Genomic DNA, 20928 nt, shown 5'->3' with positions numbered 1-20928 from the left:
TAAAAACGGGAGAAAAGAAACATTGCTCCCATTATTTTACCATTATATGGTGTTATTTATTGAACTTTTATGTTGTTTTCTCCAAATATACTTCTTAGAAGTACCATAGTATCTGTTTCTTCACTTAACCACAACCCTTTATCTACAGCGTACATTTTTCTTGGCTCTTTTGTACAAAGATATACAGGAGTATTCCCTCTGTAAATAGCTAAATTCTGTTTTAATTTTTTTAGTGCATCCTTCATCATAAGTTCATTTTCTATTAGGATATAAATTTTTTCACTGTTAATCTTTAGGAGTGGTTTAATATCTTCACATAATATCTTTGGTTGCTCTTCTTCCCTAATGCTAACTCTACCTTTTAGTATTACTATTTCATCCTCTTCCATTAATGATTTATACTTTTCAAATGTCCTCGGAAAAACTATTACTTCCACACTTGCGTATAAATCCTCCAAATTAATAAAAGCCATCATATCATTATTCTTTGTAACTTTCTTATTAACAAATGATATTATACCACCAATAATAACTTTATCACCATCTTTAAGTTTAAAGCTTTCACCTAACATGTCATCGCCTTCTTCAAGGCTTTCTTCTGCTACAATATCAGAAATTCTTGTATTAGTTTGTATTTTAAGTGTCTCTTCATATTCATCCAGTGGATGACCAGATAAATATATCCCCGTCATTTCTTTTTCCATAGCTAAAAGGTGTTTCTTTTTAAATTCTTTAATATTAGGATACTCTATTTCAAAATTATTATAAGTATTTTCAAAATCTAAAAATAAATTTATTTGCCCCTCAATATTTCTCTTCCTATCATTATTTACTCCATCTAATACTTTTTCATAGATTGCTAGTAGTTGTGACCTGTGAATTTTGAAATCATCAAATGCTCCTGCCTTTATAAGACTTTCTACTGCTCTCTTACTTACACAGGAAGTATCTATTTTATTACAAAAATCCATAAAACCGGTGAAATCACCTTTTTCTTCTCTGTTTCGTACAATGCTATCTATCACATTTACCCCTACATTTTTTAAAGCTGTAAGACCAAATCTTATAGTATCACCTTTTACAGTAAACCCCGCAAAGCTTTCATTTATACTAGGAGGCAGCACTCCAATGTTAATTTGCACTGCATATCTAGTATAGAAGGCTATTTTCTCACTACTACCCTTTACACTATTCAGCATAGCAGCTATAAATTCTGTTGGATAATAACACATTAAATATGCTGTTTCATATCCCACAACTGCATAGGCTGCCGCATGAGATTTATTAAAAGCGTATGACGCAAAATCCATCATTTGATCAAATATGCGGTTTGCTGCCAACTCTGTAATACCATTTCGAAGACAACCTTCAACTTCTATATTGCCAGCCTCGTCCACTATCCCATGGATGAAATTATATCTTTCCTCTTCCATAACTTTATGCTTCTTTTTAGACATTGCACGACGGACAAGATCAGATCTTCCCATTGAATACCCAGCAAGCTTTCTAACAATTTCCATAACTTGTTCTTGATATACCATTACGCCATATGTAACGCCTAAAATTTCTTCGAGTTGTGGAGTTTCATATTCAACCTTATCCATGCTATTTTTATTTCTTATATAACGTGGAATCTCAGCCATTGGGCCCGGCCTGTACAAACTTATACCTGCAATAATATCTTCTAAATTATCTGGCTTTAGTTCCTTCATAAAGCTAGTCATTCCTGCAGATTCAAGTTGAAATATCCCTACAGTCTTTCCTTCTCCGATCATCTTGTAGACCTTGTGGTCCTCAATGTCTAAGTTGTCTATATCTATAGATACATTCCTATTTTCTTTAACGAAGTCTACACAATCCCTCATAACTGTAAGTGTACGAAGTCCCAGAAAATCCATTTTTAAAAGACCAAGTTCCTCAAGGGTTCCCATAGGAAATTGTGTTACTATCATTTCATCATTTTTCTGAAGAGGAACATAACTTACTAGAGGTTTTGACGCAATAACTACTCCTGCTGCGTGAGTGGAACTATGTCTTGGAAGTCCCTCTAATGCTTTTGCTACATCTATAAGCGCTTCAACTCGATTATCATCTTCATATAATACTCTGAGCTCTGCATTCATTTCAATAGCCTTATTTATAGTTATACCAATTACAGTTGGTATCATCTTAGCAATTCTATCTACCTCTGCATAGGAATAGCTCATAGCCCTTCCTACATCTCTTATGCATGCTCTAGGAGCCATTGTTCCAAATGTTATAATTTGCGATACGTTATCTGATCCATATTTTTGCACTACATAGTCAATTACTGCTTGGCGTCCCTCATAACAGAAATCAGAATCTATATCTGGCATTGAAACTCTTTCAGGATTTAAAAATCTTTCAAAAATAAGACTATATTTAATAGGGTCTATCTTGGTTATGTCCAAGGTAAAAGCAACTATTGAACCTGCCGCAGAGCCCCTGCCAGGACCTGTCGGAATATCATGCTCTACTGCAAACTTTATAAAATCCCATACTATAAGAAAATAATCTACGTACCCCATTTGTTTTATTATATTGAGTTCATATTCAAGTCTATCTACGTACAACTTAGCGAACACATTTCCATCCGCTATTTCATTTATATATTCTATAGAAAAACCATTAATCATTACGTCACTAAATACATCATACCGCGTTACCATACCTTTGTAGCAGTTTTCTCTTAGGTATTCGTATGGTTCTACCCCAGGAGGTAATGGAAATTTTGGAAGCTTTGACACATGAAATTCATAATCAAAGTTACACTGCTCTGCAATTTTGACTGTATTGCTAAGCGCTTCTGGGACATATGCAAAGTTCTTTTTCATTTCCCCTGGAGCTTTTAAATAAAATTGATCTGAAGGGTATCTCATTCTGTTTTCTTCATCAACAGTTTTCGCTGTTTGGATGCAGAGTAGCACATCATGAGCCTTAGAATCCTCTTGCTCAATATAGTGAGTATCATTAGTACAAATTAATGGAATCCCTGTGTCTTTTGACAACTTAACTAAAAGCTCATTTACCTTAAACTGTTCCTGCATACCATGATATTGTAATTCTAAGTAGAAACCATCTTTGAATATTTCACTATATTTTAACGCTATAACCTTTGCTTTTTCATAATTATCTTTTAGAAGAAGGCTCTGAATCTCACCACCAAGACAAGCGCTACTTGCAATTAACCCTTCACTATGCTTTGATAAAAATTCAAAATCAACTCTTGGTTTATAATAAAAACCCTTAATTGATGCAGCCGATACTATCTGCATCAAATTCTCATACCCCAATAAATTCTTGACTAAAAGCACTAAATGATGAGTACTATTATCCCTATCAGCTTCTTTTATATTCATAGATTTAGCCGCTACATATATTTCGCAACCAATAATAGGCTTAATTCCCTGCTCTTTTGCCTGCTTATAAAATTCCACACATCCATACATTACTCCATGGTCTGTTATAGCGATACTCTTCATGCCAAGCTTCTTGGTTTTAGAAATAAGATCTTTAATCTTTCCCGAACCATCCAGCAGGCTATACTCTGTATGCACATGAAGATGCACGAAACTTCCTAAGTCCTCTTTTTCTTTTATAGCTAGTTCTTGGTTCACATTTTCACTTCCCTTCAACTTTAGAATTATTTACAAAATACCCTTGCAGAAATCATAGCCTTTGCCACAGGTTCCTTAAATGCATTGTACATACTAATTTCAACCTTAGAAAAGTGTCTTCCTTTATCCACAATTTGTGCATATATATCAATATCACTACCCATTTGTACAGGCTTCATAAAGTATGCCATAATACTATCTACTGAAATATTAATATTATTATTCTGTCTTAATGCCATTATACCCATTGTTGATAATAGCATATTAAGTGAACTCCAAGAAGCAGTACCAAAATGGTCTAGCATTTGAGGAATAATCTGGCCATTAAAGTGTAAATCATCGCCCTCATGTAAACATATGAAATTTCTTAAAATAAGATCTTCTATAGTTTCCGCAACTTGTGGCTGCCTTAATGCAAACTCCATCGCCTTTATAACATCTTCTATACTTAGAACTCCTACTAGTTTTTTCTTATTAAGTACAGGACAAATCTTTATACCATCCCATCCCATAATATGAGCAGCATAAGCTACAGTTGTTTTCGGTGTTACACTTATAGTATTTTTATTCATAACCTTATGTATTAGTTCATTTTCATCATCATGCCCTTGCAAATCTCTTAAAGTAACTATGCCAATAAGCTTCATATTCTCGTCCACCACGGGATATCTCTCATGATTAGTTTCAAACATTAATTTTCTCCAAGTAGCAATAGTATCGGTCCCTTTTAAATACTTAACATTAACTTCCATTACATCTTCAACTAAGATAATTTCCTTCTTAATCATACTCTCATAAATAGCTTTATTTATCATACTTGCTACTGTAAAGGTATCATATGTTGAAGATAATACAGGAATACCTTTTTTATTTGCCAAGGCCTTTACTTTTTCACTACAATCAAACCCTCCAGTAATTAGCACCGCTGCCTCATTTTCAAGGGCAAGCTGTTGTGCTTCTTCGCGGTTTCCAACAATAAGTAAGTAACCTGGTCTTATATATTTGCTTATTGATTCAACATCCATTGCCCCTATTATAAATTTATTTAAGCTTCTATTTATTCCTTCTTTTCCGCCTAAAATCGTTGCATCAAGGATGCTTATAACTTCAGCATAAGTCAACGTCTCAATATTTTTTTTATTTACCTTTTCAACTCTTACGGTTCCAACCCTTGGCACGGTATTAACAATGCCTAAGTTTTCAGCTTCTTTTATAGCTCTATAAGCTGTACCCTCGCTAAGCCCTAATATACAACCGAGACCCCTTACTGAGATTTTAGTTCCAATCGAAAGGGAAAGAATATAGTTAATAACTTCTTCATGCTTTGACATTATATAATTTACCTTCCTTCTTTCCTTAGTTCTTCAGCAATTTTCTCTATTCTTCTTAATCTATGATTAATCCCAGATTTACCTACTGGAGGCTCAAGTATTGCGCCAAGTTCCTTTAGTGATTCATCTGGGTATTCTAGTCTTAACTCAGCAATTTCCCTTAAATTTTTAGGTAATCTTTGAAGCCCTATTTCCATTTGTATTAATTTAATACTTTCCACTTGTCTTACTGACGCATTTACTGTTTTACTAAGATTTGCCGTTTCGCAGTTCACAAGCCTATTTACATTATTTCTCATTTCCTTCATTATTCTTACATTTTCTAGAAATAATAATGAGTTATGTGCACCAATTATATTGAGGAGGTCTACAATCTGCTCACCCTCTTTAATATAAATTACGTAACTGCTTTTTCTTTGTATTATTTTTGATAATAGTCCATAGCTATTAATAAGAGTGCATAGTTCCTCCGCATAGTCATTATCATGCGTAACAAACTCTACATGGTAGTTTTTCTCTGGATTACTAATACTTCCACCACCTAGAAAAGCTCCTCTTATATATTTACGCTTGCACTCTTCAGCATCAATTAGTCTTTCAGGTATAGTATAATCTATTGAAAAAAAGTTCTCATCCTCGAGGACTGCCACTTGCTTTAATAAATCTTTAACACCCATTTCTTCAGTAATTATAACCACATAAACATTCTTTTTCTTAAGTGAATTACTTCTCTTAACTAGTAATCTAGGATGAATATTAAAATGTTCCTTTAATAATTTAAATATAAGTCTTGCTATTGCAGGATTCTCAGTAGTTATTTGGAAATTAACTTGTTTATTTGAACCAAGTCCAATAGTTCCACTAACCTTCATTATAGCAGCCAGCTCAGACACCGCTTCTTTCTTACTCATTTCTGTAAATCTACAAATTTCATTTTTAACCTTAGACGAAAATGACATTATACTACCCCTTACTGCGTTTATTTTCTTTAAGCCTTTGTGATAAATAAACATACTCTACTATTTTCTTTTTATCATTAAATAGCTTTTTCTCCATAATTGTTTCTACCAAAATGGTTGCAAGCTTATCTTCATCATGCCTTATATACCCTTTTCCAATTTTAACAAAATCACTCTTAATTACCTCTATGCCTTGCTTTGTAATTTCATCTTCATTTATCTTAACCATATTGGAATTATCGTTAAGATATTTTTGTTCTAAATCACTACCTATTTTCCCTATATTTACTAAAACGCAATCAATAACCTTGCATTTAGCATGTTGATGTATAGCATTTATATGGTCTTTCACACCAAAGTTATCACTTTCCCCTGGCTGGGTCATGATATTTGCCACATAAATTCTTAAGGCTCTCGTTTTATCTAATGCATTTCTTATTTCCCCTACTAACAGATTGGGAATAATGCTAGTATATAGACTTCCCGGTCCGAGTATTACAGCATCCGCCTCATTTATAGCAACTAATGCTTCTTTAATTGCTTTCGCATCTTTAGGTTCTATAAAAACCTCTTCAATAGCACTATTATTTTCAAGAACGCCTTTTGGTATATTTGATTCTCCATCAATTATCTTTCCGTTCTTAAGTTTTGCTTTTAAAATCATATTGTCTAAAGTAACTGGGATAACCCTTCCAGTTACAGCCAGGACTGAACTCATTTTCTGCACAGCTTCTTCGAAATTATTTGAAATTCCATCCATCGCTGCTAAAAATAAATTACCAAAGTTTTGGTCCTTTAATCTTCCATCTTTAAATCTATAGCGCAATAATTCGTCCATTAGTGGTTCCGTATCTGCTAAAGCTAATATACAATTCCTAATATCCCCCGGGGGAAGAATACCTAAATCTTCTCTTAAAACCCCTGATCCCCCACCATCATCTGCTACTGTAACTATTGCAGTTATATTATTGGTATATTTCTTTAATCCTCGGAGCATAGTTGATAAACCAGTACCTCCTCCGATTACTACAATTTTAGGTCCTTTTATAAGTACCCTCTTTTCAAATATTAAATCCCCTAAGCCTTTTGAACTTATAGCTACATCTAGCTTTCCTGTATTTACTAGTATAATAAAATATTTAACAATTTGTATTATAGCTACATATATCATCAACGACCCAATCACTATGAAAAGCATCGGAAAACTTATACTTCCCACAGAAGAATGTCCCTCATTTATAAGTTCAACAACACCAAAAACTAATAACAAGACACCCATAATCCCTAGAAAAATCCATCTTTTTAAGTTGATTCCAGGCTTCAGAAAATCACTCAACATCATAGCTTGTTGCCGCCTCTACTCACGTCTTCATTTATATCCCTGTGATCTATATTAGCGTTATAACCATCTTGTTCTAACATTTCATGGATTTTATTCGCTATAGCTACCGATCTGTGTCTTCCCCCAGTGCATCCTATAGACACTATGAGTTGTCTTTTTCCCTCTTTTTTATAATTTGGAATAAGAAATTGTAGCATATCTTGAAGCTTCTCTATAAATACTTTAGTCCCCTCGCACTGTAATACATAATCTCTAACAGGTTGGTCATTCCCTGAATACTGCTTAAGTTCTGGAATATAATATGGATTTGGCAAAAACCTAACATCAAATACTAAATCTGAATCCACAGGTATTCCATATTTAAATCCAAAAGAAAGCACAGTTATAATAATTTTAGTTTCTATCTGACCTTCCTCTGCATAAATATTATTTATTTCTTCTGTAAGCTCTCTTGCTGAAATTTTCGTAGTATTGATTATATGGTCAGCACGCTCACGTATATCCTTAAGTGTTTTCCGCTCAGAAGCAATTCCATTTAAAACCCTTCCCTCTGGTGCTAGCGGATGCTTTCTCCTTGTCTCTTTATATCTTTTAACAAGTACTTCATCTGTTGCTTCTAAAAACAAAATTTCATATTTATAATCTTGTTCTTTTAAAAAGGTTAAGCTTTCAAATAAATCATCAAAAAACTTTCCACCTCGAATATCTATAACTAAAGCAATTCTATCTATATTCCCGTTAGATTGATAACACGCCTCCGCAAATTTCGGAATCAATATAGGTGGCAAATTATCCACACAAAAAAATCCTAAATCCTCAAGATTTCGTATTGTTTGTGTTTTTCCAGCGCCTGATAACCCTGTCAATATAACAAATCTCATTTAAAAACCCCCCTATATAAAAAAAGTAATAACTACTACAATTGTTAATATTTTAATATTAATAATAAATTCGCTTTAAAGGCTCATTTACTGCATTGTACTAGCATAGTTTCACTTTTTATTATAACACATGGAGCGTTTATAGAAAGGTAAACATAAAAAAGAAAAAAAGTATATATTACTATTAGTGCATTCACTTCAATGCATTATACGTAATATATACTTTTTTTTGCGCATAAAAATATTTGTTATCTATTTATAAAATTTCTTTTAAAGCTTTTATAAATAACTCATTTTGTTTTAGTGTACCAATTGTAACCCTAAGCCATCGGGGCATACCTAATAAATGTCCTGGTCTTACAATAATACCTTTTAAAAGTAACTTATCAAAAACTTCCTTATCATCAATTTTTGTATCCACCATAAGAAAATTAGTGTTCGTTTCTATGTACTGCAGATTCATTAACTCAAATTGCTTATATAAATACTTTTTTCCAGCTATATTGGTTTCAGATACTAGTTTTAAAAACTCTTCATCCCTAAGTGCTGCCACTGCTGCTTTTTGTGCATATAAATTAACATCAAAAGGCCCAATAACTCTATTAAGATATGAGCATAATTCCTCGCTAGCTATTCCATATCCACATCTTAGAGATGCCAATCCGTAATATTTAGAAAAGGTTCTTAGAATAATCATATTAGGGTAATCATTTAAATATTCTAAAGAATTCGGGAATTCTTCTGAAGTTACATATTCATTGTAGGCCTCATCCATAATTATTAATACATGGTCTGGTATTTTGTTTATTACTCTCGCAAATTGTGCTTTAGTAAATATAGTTCCTGTAGGATTATTAGGGTTGCAAAACCATATGATTCTTGCTTTCTCAGTTATTGCATCTACCATTTTTTCTATATGTATTGCATTATTATCCATAGGTATTACGATACTAGTAGCTCCCATAAGTTTTGTCGAATCCTCATACCTAGAGAATGTAACCGCCGCCGTTATAGATTCATCTCCTGGCTCTAAAAAAGTGTTTGCAATTACTCTGATCAATGAATCGGAGCCTGTACTGCACACAATCTGTTGGGGATTTACCCCTAGTTTTGCGCTTATTACATCCTTCAATTCGTGATTTGATGCATCTGGGTACATATGAGTTTCCTCTACTAATTCTCTTAATGCTTTTTTTACCTTTGGCGAACATCCTAATGCATTCTCATTGGACGCAAGCTTTACAACCTCCTCAAGCCCCAATTCTCTCTTAACTTCACTTATAGGCTTGCCTGCCTTATAACTCCTTAAACCCAAAATTTCTTTACGTACCATGTATTCCATAATTTCCCCCTATATGATTGTACTTACTCCTCCTTGGAAGCTCGTTCGTCTTCTCCCCATATCTTTACTTCAGTAGTAAGCTTTACCTCAAATTTCTCATAAACTACATGCTGCACAAGCTTTATCAAATCCAAAATATCCTTAGCACTAGCATCTTTTTTATTAATAATAAAACCAGAATGTTTCTCAGACACTTGAGCATCCCCAACGCAAGTACCCTTTAAATCGCAATCTTGTATAAGAACACTTGCATAATGACCCTCTGGTCTTTTAAATGTACTCCCCGCTGATGGGTATTCTAAAGGTTGTTTATCACTTCTTTTTTTCGCAAGGTCGTCCATCCTTGCTTTTATAATCTCCTTATCTCCTTCTTGGAGACTAAGGGTAACACTTATTACCGTATATCCGTGTTTTAGAATAGCGCTACTCCTATAAGAAAGCTCCATTTCGCCTTTTGTTAAAGTTAATAATTCTCCATTATTATCAAGGGCTAATATACTCTCCATAACCATAGACATTTCACCATTATATGCTCCTGCATTCATAGCTGCCGCACCACCAATGCTACCTGGAATTCCATTTGCAAATTCCATACCTTTAAGTCCTTCACCCAGTGCCACCATGGTAACATCATATAAACTTGCTCCACTTTGAGCGATTACTTTATTTCCTTTTACCTCAATTTTATTAAACTTACATAGCTTTATAACTACTCCACGAATTCCACCATCACGTACAAGTAAATTAGAACCATTTCCTATTAAATAATAATTCACATTATTATCTTTACAAATTTTTATTATTGACTGAGCTTCCATTACATCTTCCGGAGTCACTAAAATATCAGCTGGTCCCCCTACTTTAAAAGAAGTATGATTTTTCATAGGCTCATCTATCTTTATGTTTGATCCCCTAGTAACTTTATCTATTTGTTTAATTAGTTCCTCATATTTTTTCATATTCTACTCCTTGAAAATATTAATATATTTACATAATTCCAGAGCATAAAGCATATAATATATGCTTTATGCTCTGGAATTATATAGTGCTTTTATTTTACCCTTTTTACTAAGATATTTCAACAATTTAACTAATCATTATTAATTATTAACTTTTCTGACATATTTGATTATTATTTTACTATTCTCTATTTACTCTTTTTAAAATATTCTAAAACACATTCCGAGGCCTTACTGTCCATAGATGGAGTCTCCATTAGTTCCTTAACACTTGCACTTTTTATCTTATCGATGCTACCAAATTTCTTTAGTAGCTCGCGTCTTCTCTTTTCCCCTATATTAGGTATATTATCTAATATAGAATACAGAGTTCTTTTATCTCTTAAAGTTCTGTGATAAGTAATAGCGAATCTATGGACTTCATCTTGTATTCTAGTAATCAAGTGCATGCTTTGAGAATTGCCTCTCATAACTCGCTCTACATTATTATATATTAACCCTCTAGTTTTGTGCTTGTCATCCTTAACCATTCCACATACAGGTATATTAATATTAAGACTATTCAAAACCTCAAGGGCCACATTGACCTGCCCTTTTCCACCATCCATAAGAATTAAATCAGGAAATATACAGAACTTTCCTTTACTTAATTCTAAATTTCTTTCTTTTATTTTTTCCACTTCATCTAGTCCACGATTAAACCTTCTCTCTAGTATTTCTCGCATACTATCATAATCGTTAGCTCCTATAACTGATTTTATTTTAAACCTTCTATAATCACTACTTTTAGGCTTTCCATCTTCAAAAACCACCATACTACCTACAGAATCCACGCCCATTATATTTGAGATATCATAGGATTCAATTCTTTCAGGTATTTCATCCAGTTCCAATAAGCCTGTAAGCTCCTCCAGTGCAATTTTGTGAATTTCCTTATCCTGCATATCCTTTAATTTAAATTGTTCAAGGGTTATCTTAGCATTATTTTCTACCATCTCTAATGTCTTTTTCTTTTCTCCCTTTTGAGGAACCTTAATCATAACTTTTGATTCTTTTTTGGAGCTGAGCCACTGCTCTAGAATCTTACCCTCATTTATGAACGGCACATATATTGTTTTAGGAATAAAGGCTGCCCCTCCATAAAATCGCTTTATAAATTCTTCTATAAGCTCATGTGCTACCTGGTCCGCTTCATCATTTAAAATAAAATGTTCACGTCCTACTATCTTACCATCTCGAAGAAAAAATACCTGAAGGCAAACATCTTTTTCATCAACATATAGATTAATAAAGTCTTCATTCTCGCAATTTCCTATTATAATCTTTTGCTTCTCATTTATTTTATCTATGGCCATGATTTTATCGCGAAACACCACCGCTTTTTCAAATTCTAAATCTTCCGATGCATTTTCCATTTTTCGCTTTAGCTCATCTTTTATATTCCTGTCTTTTCCTGCAAGTAACTGCATTGTACCTTTTATGATTTCCCCATAATCTTCTTTACTAATAAGCCCTGCACAAGGGCCTTTGCACAGCCCAATATGATAGTTCAAGCAAGTCCTAGTAGGGGGCAGTCCCTCTTTAATAGTTCGTCTACACGTCCTAAGTGGGTATATTTGTTTTATAAGTTCAATAATGCTATATACAGCTGCTGAATCTGTATACGGCCCAAAATATTTTCCGCCATCATTTGCAATGTTTCTAGTTACAAAAACCCGTGGAAATTCCTCATTTATAGTTATCTTTATAAAGGGATAGTGTTTATCATCCTTAAGCAAAATATTATATCTTGGGCTATATCTTTTAATAAGATTACACTCTAAAATAAGTGCCTCCATTTCCGAATCCGTTACTATATATTCAAACTCAGATATATTTTTCACCATAGCCTTTACTTTTACAGAATGATTTTTTGAACCCTTAAAATATTGCCTTACTCTATTTTTTAATATTTTAGCCTTACCCACATATATTATTTCACCAAGATGATTACTCATAAGATACACTCCTGGTGCATCTGGAAGAATCTTTAGTTGATATTCAAAATCAAACACATTAGCACCCCTTTAAAAATGTCGTTAAATTTCCTGGGCAATATACTACAAATTGCTCCATATATCATGTAGCTATCTTATTTCTAATAAGAAAGCCAGATATTATTTCAATATCTGACTTTCTTTACTATTATATGCATATATTTTTATGCTTTATTTTAAATAACTTTCAATAAGATCTCTAGTTACTTGGGCAGCTTTTTTACCACCAACTCCACCCTCTTCTACAATTACCGATATGGCAATTTCAGGATTATCATAGGGTGCAAATCCAGTAAACCAGGAATGAGCACCTCTTTGTGCACTAACATCAGCTTTATGATCTGCAGTACCCGTTTTTCCACTAACCTCGATGCCTGACACAGCTGCATTAGTTCCTGTACCTTCAGTTACAACGCCTCTCATTAAATCCTTCATAGTACTAGCATTTTCCTTTGATATCACTTCTCCTAGTTGCTTCGGTTCTATTTTTTTTAAAGATTTACCTTTGCTATCCAATATTTCTTTAACAAGCATTGGTTGCATCATAATACCATCATTAGCAACAGCGCTTACAACTAATGCCATTTGCATAGGAGTAGCTAAAACCTCCGCCTGGCCTATAGCACTTTGAGCGATATTACCTTTCTCATAGCTTTTATAGCTTGGGAATCTACTATTCTCTATAGTTAACCCTTCAGATGGGATATTCTTGTTAAAATAAAACTTTTCTGCGGTTTCCTTTAGTGCTTTATTTCCTAAATCAATACCTAAAGACCCAAAAAACGCATTACTAGAATGTTCATAAGCAGATTTAAAATTTAAACTTCCTAAAACCTCGTCATCAAAGTTTTTCAACAGTTGTATTCCATTGACAACTAATTTACCATTATCCTGGTATCCCTTATTATAAACATTAGTGATATTTTCTAAAGCGCTTATCGCCGGAATAGTTTTAAATACAGACCCTGGTGGATATAATCCAGATGTCGCCCTATTAAGTAGTGGTGTACCTTCTTTATCTGCATTTAAATCTTTCATATCTCTTTCTAAATTATTTGGGTCATAAGACGGATTAGATACCATAGCTAAAACTTCTCCAGTTTTAGGATTCATCGCCACTATCGCACCTTTACATCCTGTATCCTTTAAAAGCTCATAAGCTTTGTTTTGAAGCTTTGAATCAAGAGTAGTTCTTAATCCATTTCCAACTTTCTCTTCAGTATCTTTACTGAAGAAAACAAACTTTGGAATTGCTGTCTCTCCAGCCCCCATAAGTTCTTTATCGTATTTTTTTTCAAGACCAGCAAGATTATATACGGTATCCATATACCCTATAGCATGTGCAAACACTGGACCCTTTAAATATTCCAGCTTTTGAGTAGTTTCACTTGTTTTCGTACTTTTTGTTAAAGCTTTCATATCTTTATCGTAAATTGTTCCCCTTAATACCTTATTTCTCTCAGCCGAAGTTCTCCTATTATATGCACTATCTAAAGTCTTTTCGCTCCTAAACATATATGAATAAGTTATGTAGGAAATTAAAGCAATAAAAAATATTAAAAACACCAACATGACTTTTTTTATATTATCCACAAAATCATTCATAACTTTGACCGTCCTCCGAAATTTTTTGAAGTATACCTAGTGCAAAGAAAGTTATTAACATAGAACTACCACCGGAACTAACTAATGGTAGTGTTATACCTGTTAGTGGAATAGCTCCAACTACCCCTCCTACTATAACCAATACTTGGGCAGCTATCATTGTGCTATAACCCACCGCAAGTAGTCTTGTAAATTTATCTTTGCTATAAACAGGTACCCTCATGCATCTATAAAACAGTAAAAAATATAAAATAAGGATAGCAAAGCCAGTAAGAAGGCCCATCTCCTCAGCAATAGCGGAAAAAATAAAATCTGTAGTGACTACAGGAACCATTCCAGGGTGCCCAAGCCCAAAACCCGTTCCAAAAAGACCACCGGAAGCTATAGAAATTAAAGATTGTACCACCTGATGGCCTTCATTGCTACCATATTTCCATGGGTCATTCCAGATCATGACCCTTACACGAACATGTCCAAAAAGTTTATAGCTTATAAATCCGCCTATAATAAAAAGTCCTAAACATACTAGAACATATTTAGAATTTGAAGTAGCAATATATAACATGGTTACTGAAATAGCAAAAAATAAAAGTGCTGATCCTAAATCCGTTTGCTTTACCATGAAACCAAGGGATATCATAACTACAATTCCAGGCTCAATTAAGCCCTTAATTTTCATAAGCTCTGACTTTCCCTTAAGATTTTCTCCATAATTCTGTAATGATGCTGCTAAATATGCTACCAAAGATAATTTAGCAAATTCTGATGGTTGAAAAGTAAATCCACCAATAGATATCCAGTTTTTAGCTCCATAAAGCGACTTCCCAAATATACTTCCCAATGACATAAGTATAATAGTGCATACCAAATAAAAATATTTGTACTTTCCAAACTTAGATAAGCTAGGAAAAAGCACTACAACTAAGATGAATATGGCAATTCCAACTGCATAAAAAATAAGTTGTTTAAGTGCAAGAGATGAGTCTAACCTATATAACATGGCCATACCTATAACCGCTAAAACATTTGAAAACAGCAAAATATATTTGTCACCATCCGGGAAAAATCTTCTTATTATAAAATGAGAATACGCAAACATTAAGCATATTATTGCGCACATTATTATTGCGCCTTTGTCAAACTCATTTTTACCAATAAGAAACATATTAATAAATAAAACTATGCATAGAAGATAAGTATACCTTAGAAGCTTCCGCTCCTCTTTTATCTTTTCCATACTATCACCTCTCTCGCACTCATAATTTACCCTATAACTTTAAAAATTGAAGTTCCTATTTTAATTTCATCGCCCTTTTTTATGATTACCTTGTCCGTTACTTTTTTGTTGTTTTTAAGGGTTCCATTAGTACTTCTCAGGTCTTGCAAAATAAAATCTGTGTTTTTAAGATATATTCTTGCATGCTGAGATGACACGTATTTGTCCCCCAAAATTAAAAGATTATCTCCCTTTCTGCCTATGGTAAGCACATCGTTTAGAGGAATAACCGCACCGATTCTTAAATTAAAATTTTCTCCTCTTTCTATAACCTCAAGCCCCATAGTTTTCTTAATAACTGGTTTCTTCTTTGCACCACCTTTTATGTCCTTATACATTATTCTCAAAGCAAATATTATTATAATGTAAATAATCGCTATAATTGCATATCTCAAAAACAAGCTTATATTAGCCATAACTCACTTTCTCCTCTTTAAATCATAATCAAAGACTAGCATTAAATCATCTCCTGCGGAACTGCACATTTTAGCAGTAGATAAATTGGCGACTTCAGAAGGAGATTTACCCCTTTGTAGACCTCTAAAGGGGATACCAATTATTAATCGTTATCCCCTCACTTATAAAAATTGGGGAGTTCCTTCTGACATATCGTTAAATTAGTATGCTAGCTTATTATGAATTATAACATTTTTTTAAGATATTGTCCTGTATATGAATTCACATTTAAGGATATTTCTTTTGGAGTACCACTGCACAAAATGCTACCTCCCTTATCTCCACCCTCCGGACCTAAGTCTATAACATAGTCCGCGCACTTTATAACATCTAAATTATGCTCAATTACGACTACTGTATTCCCTGAATCTACAAGTCTTTGAAGTATTTTGATAAGTTTACTAACATCATCAATATGAAGTCCTGTAGTAGGCTCATCTAAAATATAAAAGGTCTTGCCAGTGCTTCTCTTAGATAATTCAGAAGCAAGTTTAATTCTTTGAGCCTCGCCACCAGACAATTGTGTTGATGGTTGACCTAGCCTTACATATCCGAGTCCAACATCCATCAGTGTTTTAAATTTGCTAGAAATTCTAGGAATATTTTCAAAGAACTTTACAGCTTCCTCAACAGTCATATTTAAGATTTCATCAATATTTTTCCCTTTATACTTAACCTCTAAAGTTTCTCTATTATACCTTTTCCCTTTGCAAACCTCACAAGGCACATACACATCAGATAAAAATTGCATTTCTATTTTAATTATTCCATCACCCTTGCAAGCCTCACATCTTCCGCCCTTTACGTTAAAGCTAAATCTACCTGGCTTATAACCCCGCATCTTAGCTTCTGGACTCATTGAGAAAACATCTCGAATGATATCAAATACTCCTGTATATGTAGCTGGATTAGATCTTGGAGTACGCCCTATAGGACCTTGGTCAATATTTATAATTTTATCTATATTCTCATATCCTAAAATATCTTTATGAAGTCCAGGATTCTTCTTAGATTTATTCACCTTTTTATTAAGACCTTTGTATAGAATTTCATTAACTAAAGTACTCTTTCCAGAACCTGAAACACCAGTGACTGCAGTGAATACACCTAGCGGAAAGTCCGCGCTAACATTTTTAAGATTATTTTGCCTTGCATTAAGTATTTTTATACTATTTCCATTAGATACTCTCGTCACCTTCGGAACATCTATCTTCTTTTTACCACTTAAATATTGACCTGTAATTGACCTCTCACAGTTTTTTATATCCTCAATTGTTCCGGTAGCCACAATTTCTCCACCATGTTCGCCAGCTGCTGGCCCAACATCTACAATAAAATCTGCTGCCTTCATGGTATCTTCATCATGTTCCACCACAATTAATGTATTACCTATATCTCTTAAATGCTTTAACGTCTTTATAAGTTTATCATTATCCCTTTGATGAAGACCAATACTAGGCTCATCTAAAATATATAAAACTCCCATAAGGCTTGATCCTATCTGAGTAGCTAGCCTTATTCTCTGCGCTTCTCCACCAGACAATGTACCTGCCGCTCTAGCTAAATTCAAATAATCAAGTCCTACATCCCTTAAAAAATTAAGTCTATCATTTATTTCCTTAAAAATTTGATTAGATATAATCTTATTTTTCTCTGATAATTTGATATCTTTTAAAAATATAACTTCATCTACAATAGACATTTGACAAAACTCGCTTATATTCTTATCCCCAACAGTTACGGCTAGTGCCTCTGAGCTCAACCTTGCCCCCTTGCACTTAGGGCATGCATTATCACCCATATATTGTTCAATTTCTCTTTTTATATAATCTGACGAGGTTTCAAAATATCGTCTTTTTAAATTGTTTATAATTCCTTCATAAGAATGATTAAAAGTACCTGATCTAAACTCCTTAACATACTCCACCTTAACTTTTTCTCCATTAGTTCCGTACAGTAATATTTTAAGAATTTCTGGTTCATAGTCTTCTATAGGCGTATCTAAGCTAAACTTATATTTTTCACTTATTGCCCGAAGCACCGAAAAAGTCCAGGAATCCTCCTTAAGACTACCTTCCCCAAAAGACATAATGGCGCCACCTTTAATACTCTTACTTTTATCTGGTATTATTAAATCCTCTTCAATTTCCATAAGGGTACCAAGGCCGTCGCAAGTATCACATTTACCATATGGGGAATTAAACGAAAACATCCTCGGAGCCAATTCTCCAAGGCTAATGCCGCAATCAATGCAGGCAAAATGCTCACTAAAAAGAATATCTTCACCACCAGAAATGCTAGCAATTGCAGTCCCCTCTGCTAATTTTAATGCACTCTCTAAAGATTCAGAAAGCCTCCCTCGAACTTCTTCTTTTACAGAAATTCTGTCTATTACTATCTCTATATTATGTTTCTTAGTCTTTGCGAGTTTTATTTCCTCTTCCAGAAGCTCTACAGTAGTACCATCTATCCTAGCGCGAACGAAACCATTTTTTTTAATATTTTCTATTATCTTGACATGTTCACCTTTTTTTCCCCTTATCACAGGAGATAAAATTGAAATCTTAGTTTTCTCTGGCATATCCATTATTCTATCCACCATCTGGTCTACAGTTTGCTGGGAAATCTCCTTACCACATTTAGGACAATGAGGCGTCCCTACTTTAGCATAAAGAAGTCTCAAATAATCATAAATTTCAGTTACAGTACCCACTGTGGAACGTGGATTTCTGTTAGTAGTTTTCTGATCTATAGAAATAGCAGGAGATAACCCCTCTATGTACTCAACATCTGGCTTATCCATATTACCTAAAAATTGCCTTGCATATGCAGATAATGACTCCACATACCTTCTTTGCCCCTCTGCATATAATGTATCAAAAGCAAGTGAAGATTTACCAGACCCTGACAGTCCAGTAAACACTACAAATTTATCTCTCGGTATCTCCAAATCAACATTTTTTAAATTGTGAACCTTAGCACCCTTTATAAAAATTTTATCCCTCATGTTTTCCTCCTCTGTTACAACACAATTATATATTTTTAATCTGCTTTTTGAGTTTATAAATTATATCGCGAAGCTGCGCCGCTCTTTCAAAATGTAAATCCTTAGCTACTTGCTTCATCTCATTTTCATACTTATCCATTAACTTTTTAGTTTCATCGTAATTCGCATCCATTGCAGCTTCAAGGGTTTCATATACCTCTTTATCTTCCGCAACTGTTATAGATCCGATTACTTCCCTAATATCTTTTACAATAGTGGTTGGCACTATATCATGTTCTTCATTATATTCCATCTGAATTCCTCTACGCCTTGTAGTTTCGTCCATAGCCTTTTTCATAGATTTTGTAATTTTGTCTGCATACATTATTACCTTGCTCTCTGAATTTCTTGCAGCTCTTCCTATTGTTTGAATTAATGAGGTTTCAGAACGTAAAAACCCTTCTTTATCTGCATCGAGTATTGCAACAAGAGCTACTTCTGGAATATCTAATCCTTCTCTCAAAAGATTTATACCTACTAGCACATCAAAAGTACCTAGCCTAAGATCTTGGATAATTTTCATTCTTTCTATGGTATCAATATCCGAATGTAAATATGTAATTTTCATATCCATTTCTTTAAAGTATTTAGTCAAATCTTCTGACATTTTTTTTGTAAGGGTCGTAACTAAAACTCTAAAGCCTCTTTTTATTGTTTCCTGAATGATCGCATATAAATCATCTATTTGCCCCTTAACAGGCCTTATAACTATTTCAGGATCCAATAATCCCGTAGGTCTTATTACTTGTTCTGCCACATTCTCACTATGTTCTGCTTCATAAACGTTTGGAGTTGCACTTACAAAAATCGTTTCATTCATAGTACCCTCAAACTCCTGAAAAGTTAGCGGTCTATTATCATAGGCTGACTTAAGTCTAAATCCATAATCAATTAAATTAGTCTTTCTTGATTTATCCCCACCAAACATAGCTCTAACCTGCGGAAGAGTTACATGGCTCTCATCTATAAACATTAAGAAATCCTTAGGGAAATAATGCATCAATGTTTGAGGTGCTGTTCCAGCAGCCCTGCCATCTAAAATTCTAGAATAGTTCTCTATACCAGTACAGTAACCAACCTCTCTCATCATTTCAATATCATAGTTTGTTCTTTGCTTAAGTCTTTGTGCCTCTAAAGCTTTATCCTCTGAAGTAAGCTCCTTTAACCTCTCCTCAAGCTCCTGCTCTATTTGAGCTATGCCAAGTTCCAATTTATCCTTGGATGTAGCAAAATGGGAAGCCGGAAAAATAGATACATGTTTTAGGGTTCCAATAATTTCTCCTGTAAGAGAATCAAATGATCTAATCCTTTCTATCTCATCTCCAAAAAACTCTACCCTAATTCCTTCACTTGACGATGAAGCAGGGAATATATCTATAGTGTCACCTCTCACTCTAAAGGTTCCGCGAATAAAATTAATATCATTTCTTTCATACTGTATATCTACTAACTGTCTTATTACTTCATTTCTATCCTTTTCCATGCCAACCCTTAATGACACTGTAAGTTTTTTATACTCCTCGGGGTTACCAAGTCCATATATACATGAAACCGAAGCCACCACAATAACATCGTTACGCTCTAGTAATGCCGATGTAGCTGAATGTCTTAATTTATCAATATCATCGTTAACAGATGAATCTTTTTCTATAAATGTATCCGTCTGTGCAATATAAGCCTCTGGCTGATAATAATCATAATATGAAACAAAATACTCAACACAATTATCAGGAAAAAACTCTCTAAACTCTGAGCAAAGCTGTGCTGCTAAGATCTTATTATGAGCAAGCACCAATGTAGGTTTTTGAACTCTCTCAACAATATTAGCCATGGTAAAAGTCTTACCTGACCCCGTTACTCCTTTAAGAGTTTGAAACTTTTTACCTTCTTCAATTCCGCGCACAAGACTATCAATTGCCCGTGGTTGATCTCCAGTAGGTTTAAACTTTGAATGTAACTTAAACTCATGCATAAAATCACCGCCTTGTATTCCTTCTTCTGAACATTTGTTCGTTACTTCTATTTTAACTATAAATTTTTAATATGTCAATATATCC

Annotated in this window: 13 protein-coding genes; all 13 read right to left on the bottom strand. The window is 33.8% G+C overall.

The window, feature by feature from the left end:
* Window positions 1-56: 56 nt before the first annotated feature.
* Complete coding sequence (locus ACWJJ2_RS16615; protein ID WP_366509998.1) at window positions 57-3638, bottom strand: DNA polymerase III subunit alpha; 3582 nt, start codon at window positions 3636-3638, stop codon at window positions 57-59.
* 26 nt (window positions 3639-3664) lie between these two features.
* Window positions 3665-4969, bottom strand: a complete 1305-nt coding sequence (locus ACWJJ2_RS16610; RefSeq protein WP_462953567.1) for a DRTGG domain-containing protein — start codon at window positions 4967-4969, stop codon at window positions 3665-3667.
* 8 nt (window positions 4970-4977) lie between these two features.
* Window positions 4978-5928 (bottom strand): DNA-binding protein WhiA, encoded by a 951-nt coding sequence (gene whiA / locus ACWJJ2_RS16605; RefSeq protein WP_165412424.1) that lies wholly within the window; start codon window positions 5926-5928, stop codon window positions 4978-4980.
* A gap of 4 nt (window positions 5929-5932) precedes the next feature.
* A complete protein-coding gene (locus ACWJJ2_RS16600; protein ID WP_220286145.1) occupies window positions 5933-7270 on the bottom strand; it encodes a gluconeogenesis factor YvcK family protein in 1338 nt (445 codons plus the stop codon).
* Window positions 7267-8151 (bottom strand): RNase adapter RapZ, encoded by an 885-nt coding sequence (gene rapZ, locus ACWJJ2_RS16595; RefSeq protein WP_165412422.1) that lies wholly within the window; start codon window positions 8149-8151, stop codon window positions 7267-7269. Before rapZ ends, ACWJJ2_RS16600 begins: the two co-directional genes overlap by 4 nt.
* Window positions 8152-8407: 256 nt before the next feature.
* Window positions 8408-9493: a histidinol-phosphate transaminase gene (gene hisC / locus ACWJJ2_RS16590; protein WP_462953566.1), complete on the bottom strand. Its 1086-nt coding sequence runs from the start codon at window positions 9491-9493 to the stop codon at window positions 8408-8410.
* A 23-nt stretch (window positions 9494-9516) separates the two neighbouring features.
* Complete coding sequence (gene murB / locus ACWJJ2_RS16585) at window positions 9517-10452, bottom strand: UDP-N-acetylmuramate dehydrogenase (protein ID WP_216302642.1); 936 nt, start codon at window positions 10450-10452, stop codon at window positions 9517-9519.
* 188 nt (window positions 10453-10640) lie between these two features.
* Window positions 10641-12506: an excinuclease ABC subunit UvrC gene (uvrC, locus tag ACWJJ2_RS16580; protein WP_462953565.1), complete on the bottom strand. Its 1866-nt coding sequence runs from the start codon at window positions 12504-12506 to the stop codon at window positions 10641-10643.
* 153 nt (window positions 12507-12659) lie between these two features.
* On the bottom strand, window positions 12660-14093 hold the full coding sequence (locus ACWJJ2_RS16575; RefSeq protein ID WP_462953564.1) for a peptidoglycan D,D-transpeptidase FtsI family protein: 1434 nt from the start codon (window positions 14091-14093) through the stop codon (window positions 12660-12662).
* Window positions 14086-15330 carry an FtsW/RodA/SpoVE family cell cycle protein gene (locus tag ACWJJ2_RS16570; protein ID WP_216302639.1) on the bottom strand — a complete coding sequence of 415 codons (1245 nt, stop codon included), beginning with the start codon at window positions 15328-15330 and terminating at the stop codon, window positions 14086-14088. Before ACWJJ2_RS16570 ends, ACWJJ2_RS16575 begins: the two co-directional genes overlap by 8 nt.
* Window positions 15331-15356: 26 nt before the next feature.
* Window positions 15357-15785: an FHA domain-containing protein gene (locus ACWJJ2_RS16565; protein WP_462953563.1), complete on the bottom strand. Its 429-nt coding sequence runs from the start codon at window positions 15783-15785 to the stop codon at window positions 15357-15359.
* Window positions 15786-16009: 224 nt separating this feature from the next.
* Window positions 16010-18832, bottom strand: a complete 2823-nt coding sequence (gene uvrA / locus ACWJJ2_RS16560) for an excinuclease ABC subunit UvrA (protein WP_462953562.1) — start codon at window positions 18830-18832, stop codon at window positions 16010-16012.
* Window positions 18833-18857: 25 nt separating this feature from the next.
* Window positions 18858-20843, bottom strand: a complete 1986-nt coding sequence (gene uvrB, locus ACWJJ2_RS16555; RefSeq protein ID WP_462953561.1) for an excinuclease ABC subunit UvrB — start codon at window positions 20841-20843, stop codon at window positions 18858-18860.
* Window positions 20844-20928: the final 85 nt, after the last annotated feature.

The organism is Clostridium sp. CM039 (genome assembly GCF_055081075.1).
This window is presented reverse-complemented; position numbering and strand designations above follow the sequence as displayed.

What these genes read in the sequence shown, in the direction of transcription:
- ACWJJ2_RS16610 (WP_462953567.1), bottom strand. Translation starts at nt 4,969, where the DNA reads ATGTCAAAGCATGAAGAAGTTATTAACTATATTCTTTCCCTTTCGATT.
- whiA (WP_165412424.1), bottom strand. Translation starts at nt 5,928, where the DNA reads ATGTCATTTTCGTCTAAGGTTAAAAATGAAATTTGTAGATTTACAGAA.
- ACWJJ2_RS16600 (WP_220286145.1), bottom strand. Translation starts at nt 7,270, where the DNA reads ATGATGTTGAGTGATTTTCTGAAGCCTGGAATCAACTTAAAAAGATGG.
- rapZ (WP_165412422.1), bottom strand. Translation starts at nt 8,151, where the DNA reads ATGAGATTTGTTATATTGACAGGGTTATCAGGCGCTGGAAAAACACAA.
- hisC (WP_462953566.1), bottom strand. Translation starts at nt 9,493, where the DNA reads ATGGAATACATGGTACGTAAAGAAATTTTGGGTTTAAGGAGTTATAAG.
- murB (WP_216302642.1), bottom strand. Translation starts at nt 10,452, where the DNA reads ATGAAAAAATATGAGGAACTAATTAAACAAATAGATAAAGTTACTAGG.
- ACWJJ2_RS16575 (WP_462953564.1), bottom strand. Translation starts at nt 14,093, where the DNA reads ATGAATGATTTTGTGGATAATATAAAAAAAGTCATGTTGGTGTTTTTA.
- ACWJJ2_RS16570 (WP_216302639.1), bottom strand. Translation starts at nt 15,330, where the DNA reads ATGGAAAAGATAAAAGAGGAGCGGAAGCTTCTAAGGTATACTTATCTT.
- ACWJJ2_RS16565 (WP_462953563.1), bottom strand. Translation starts at nt 15,785, where the DNA reads ATGGCTAATATAAGCTTGTTTTTGAGATATGCAATTATAGCGATTATT.
- uvrA (WP_462953562.1), bottom strand. Translation starts at nt 18,832, where the DNA reads ATGAGGGATAAAATTTTTATAAAGGGTGCTAAGGTTCACAATTTAAAA.
- uvrB (WP_462953561.1), bottom strand. Translation starts at nt 20,843, where the DNA reads ATGCATGAGTTTAAGTTACATTCAAAGTTTAAACCTACTGGAGATCAA.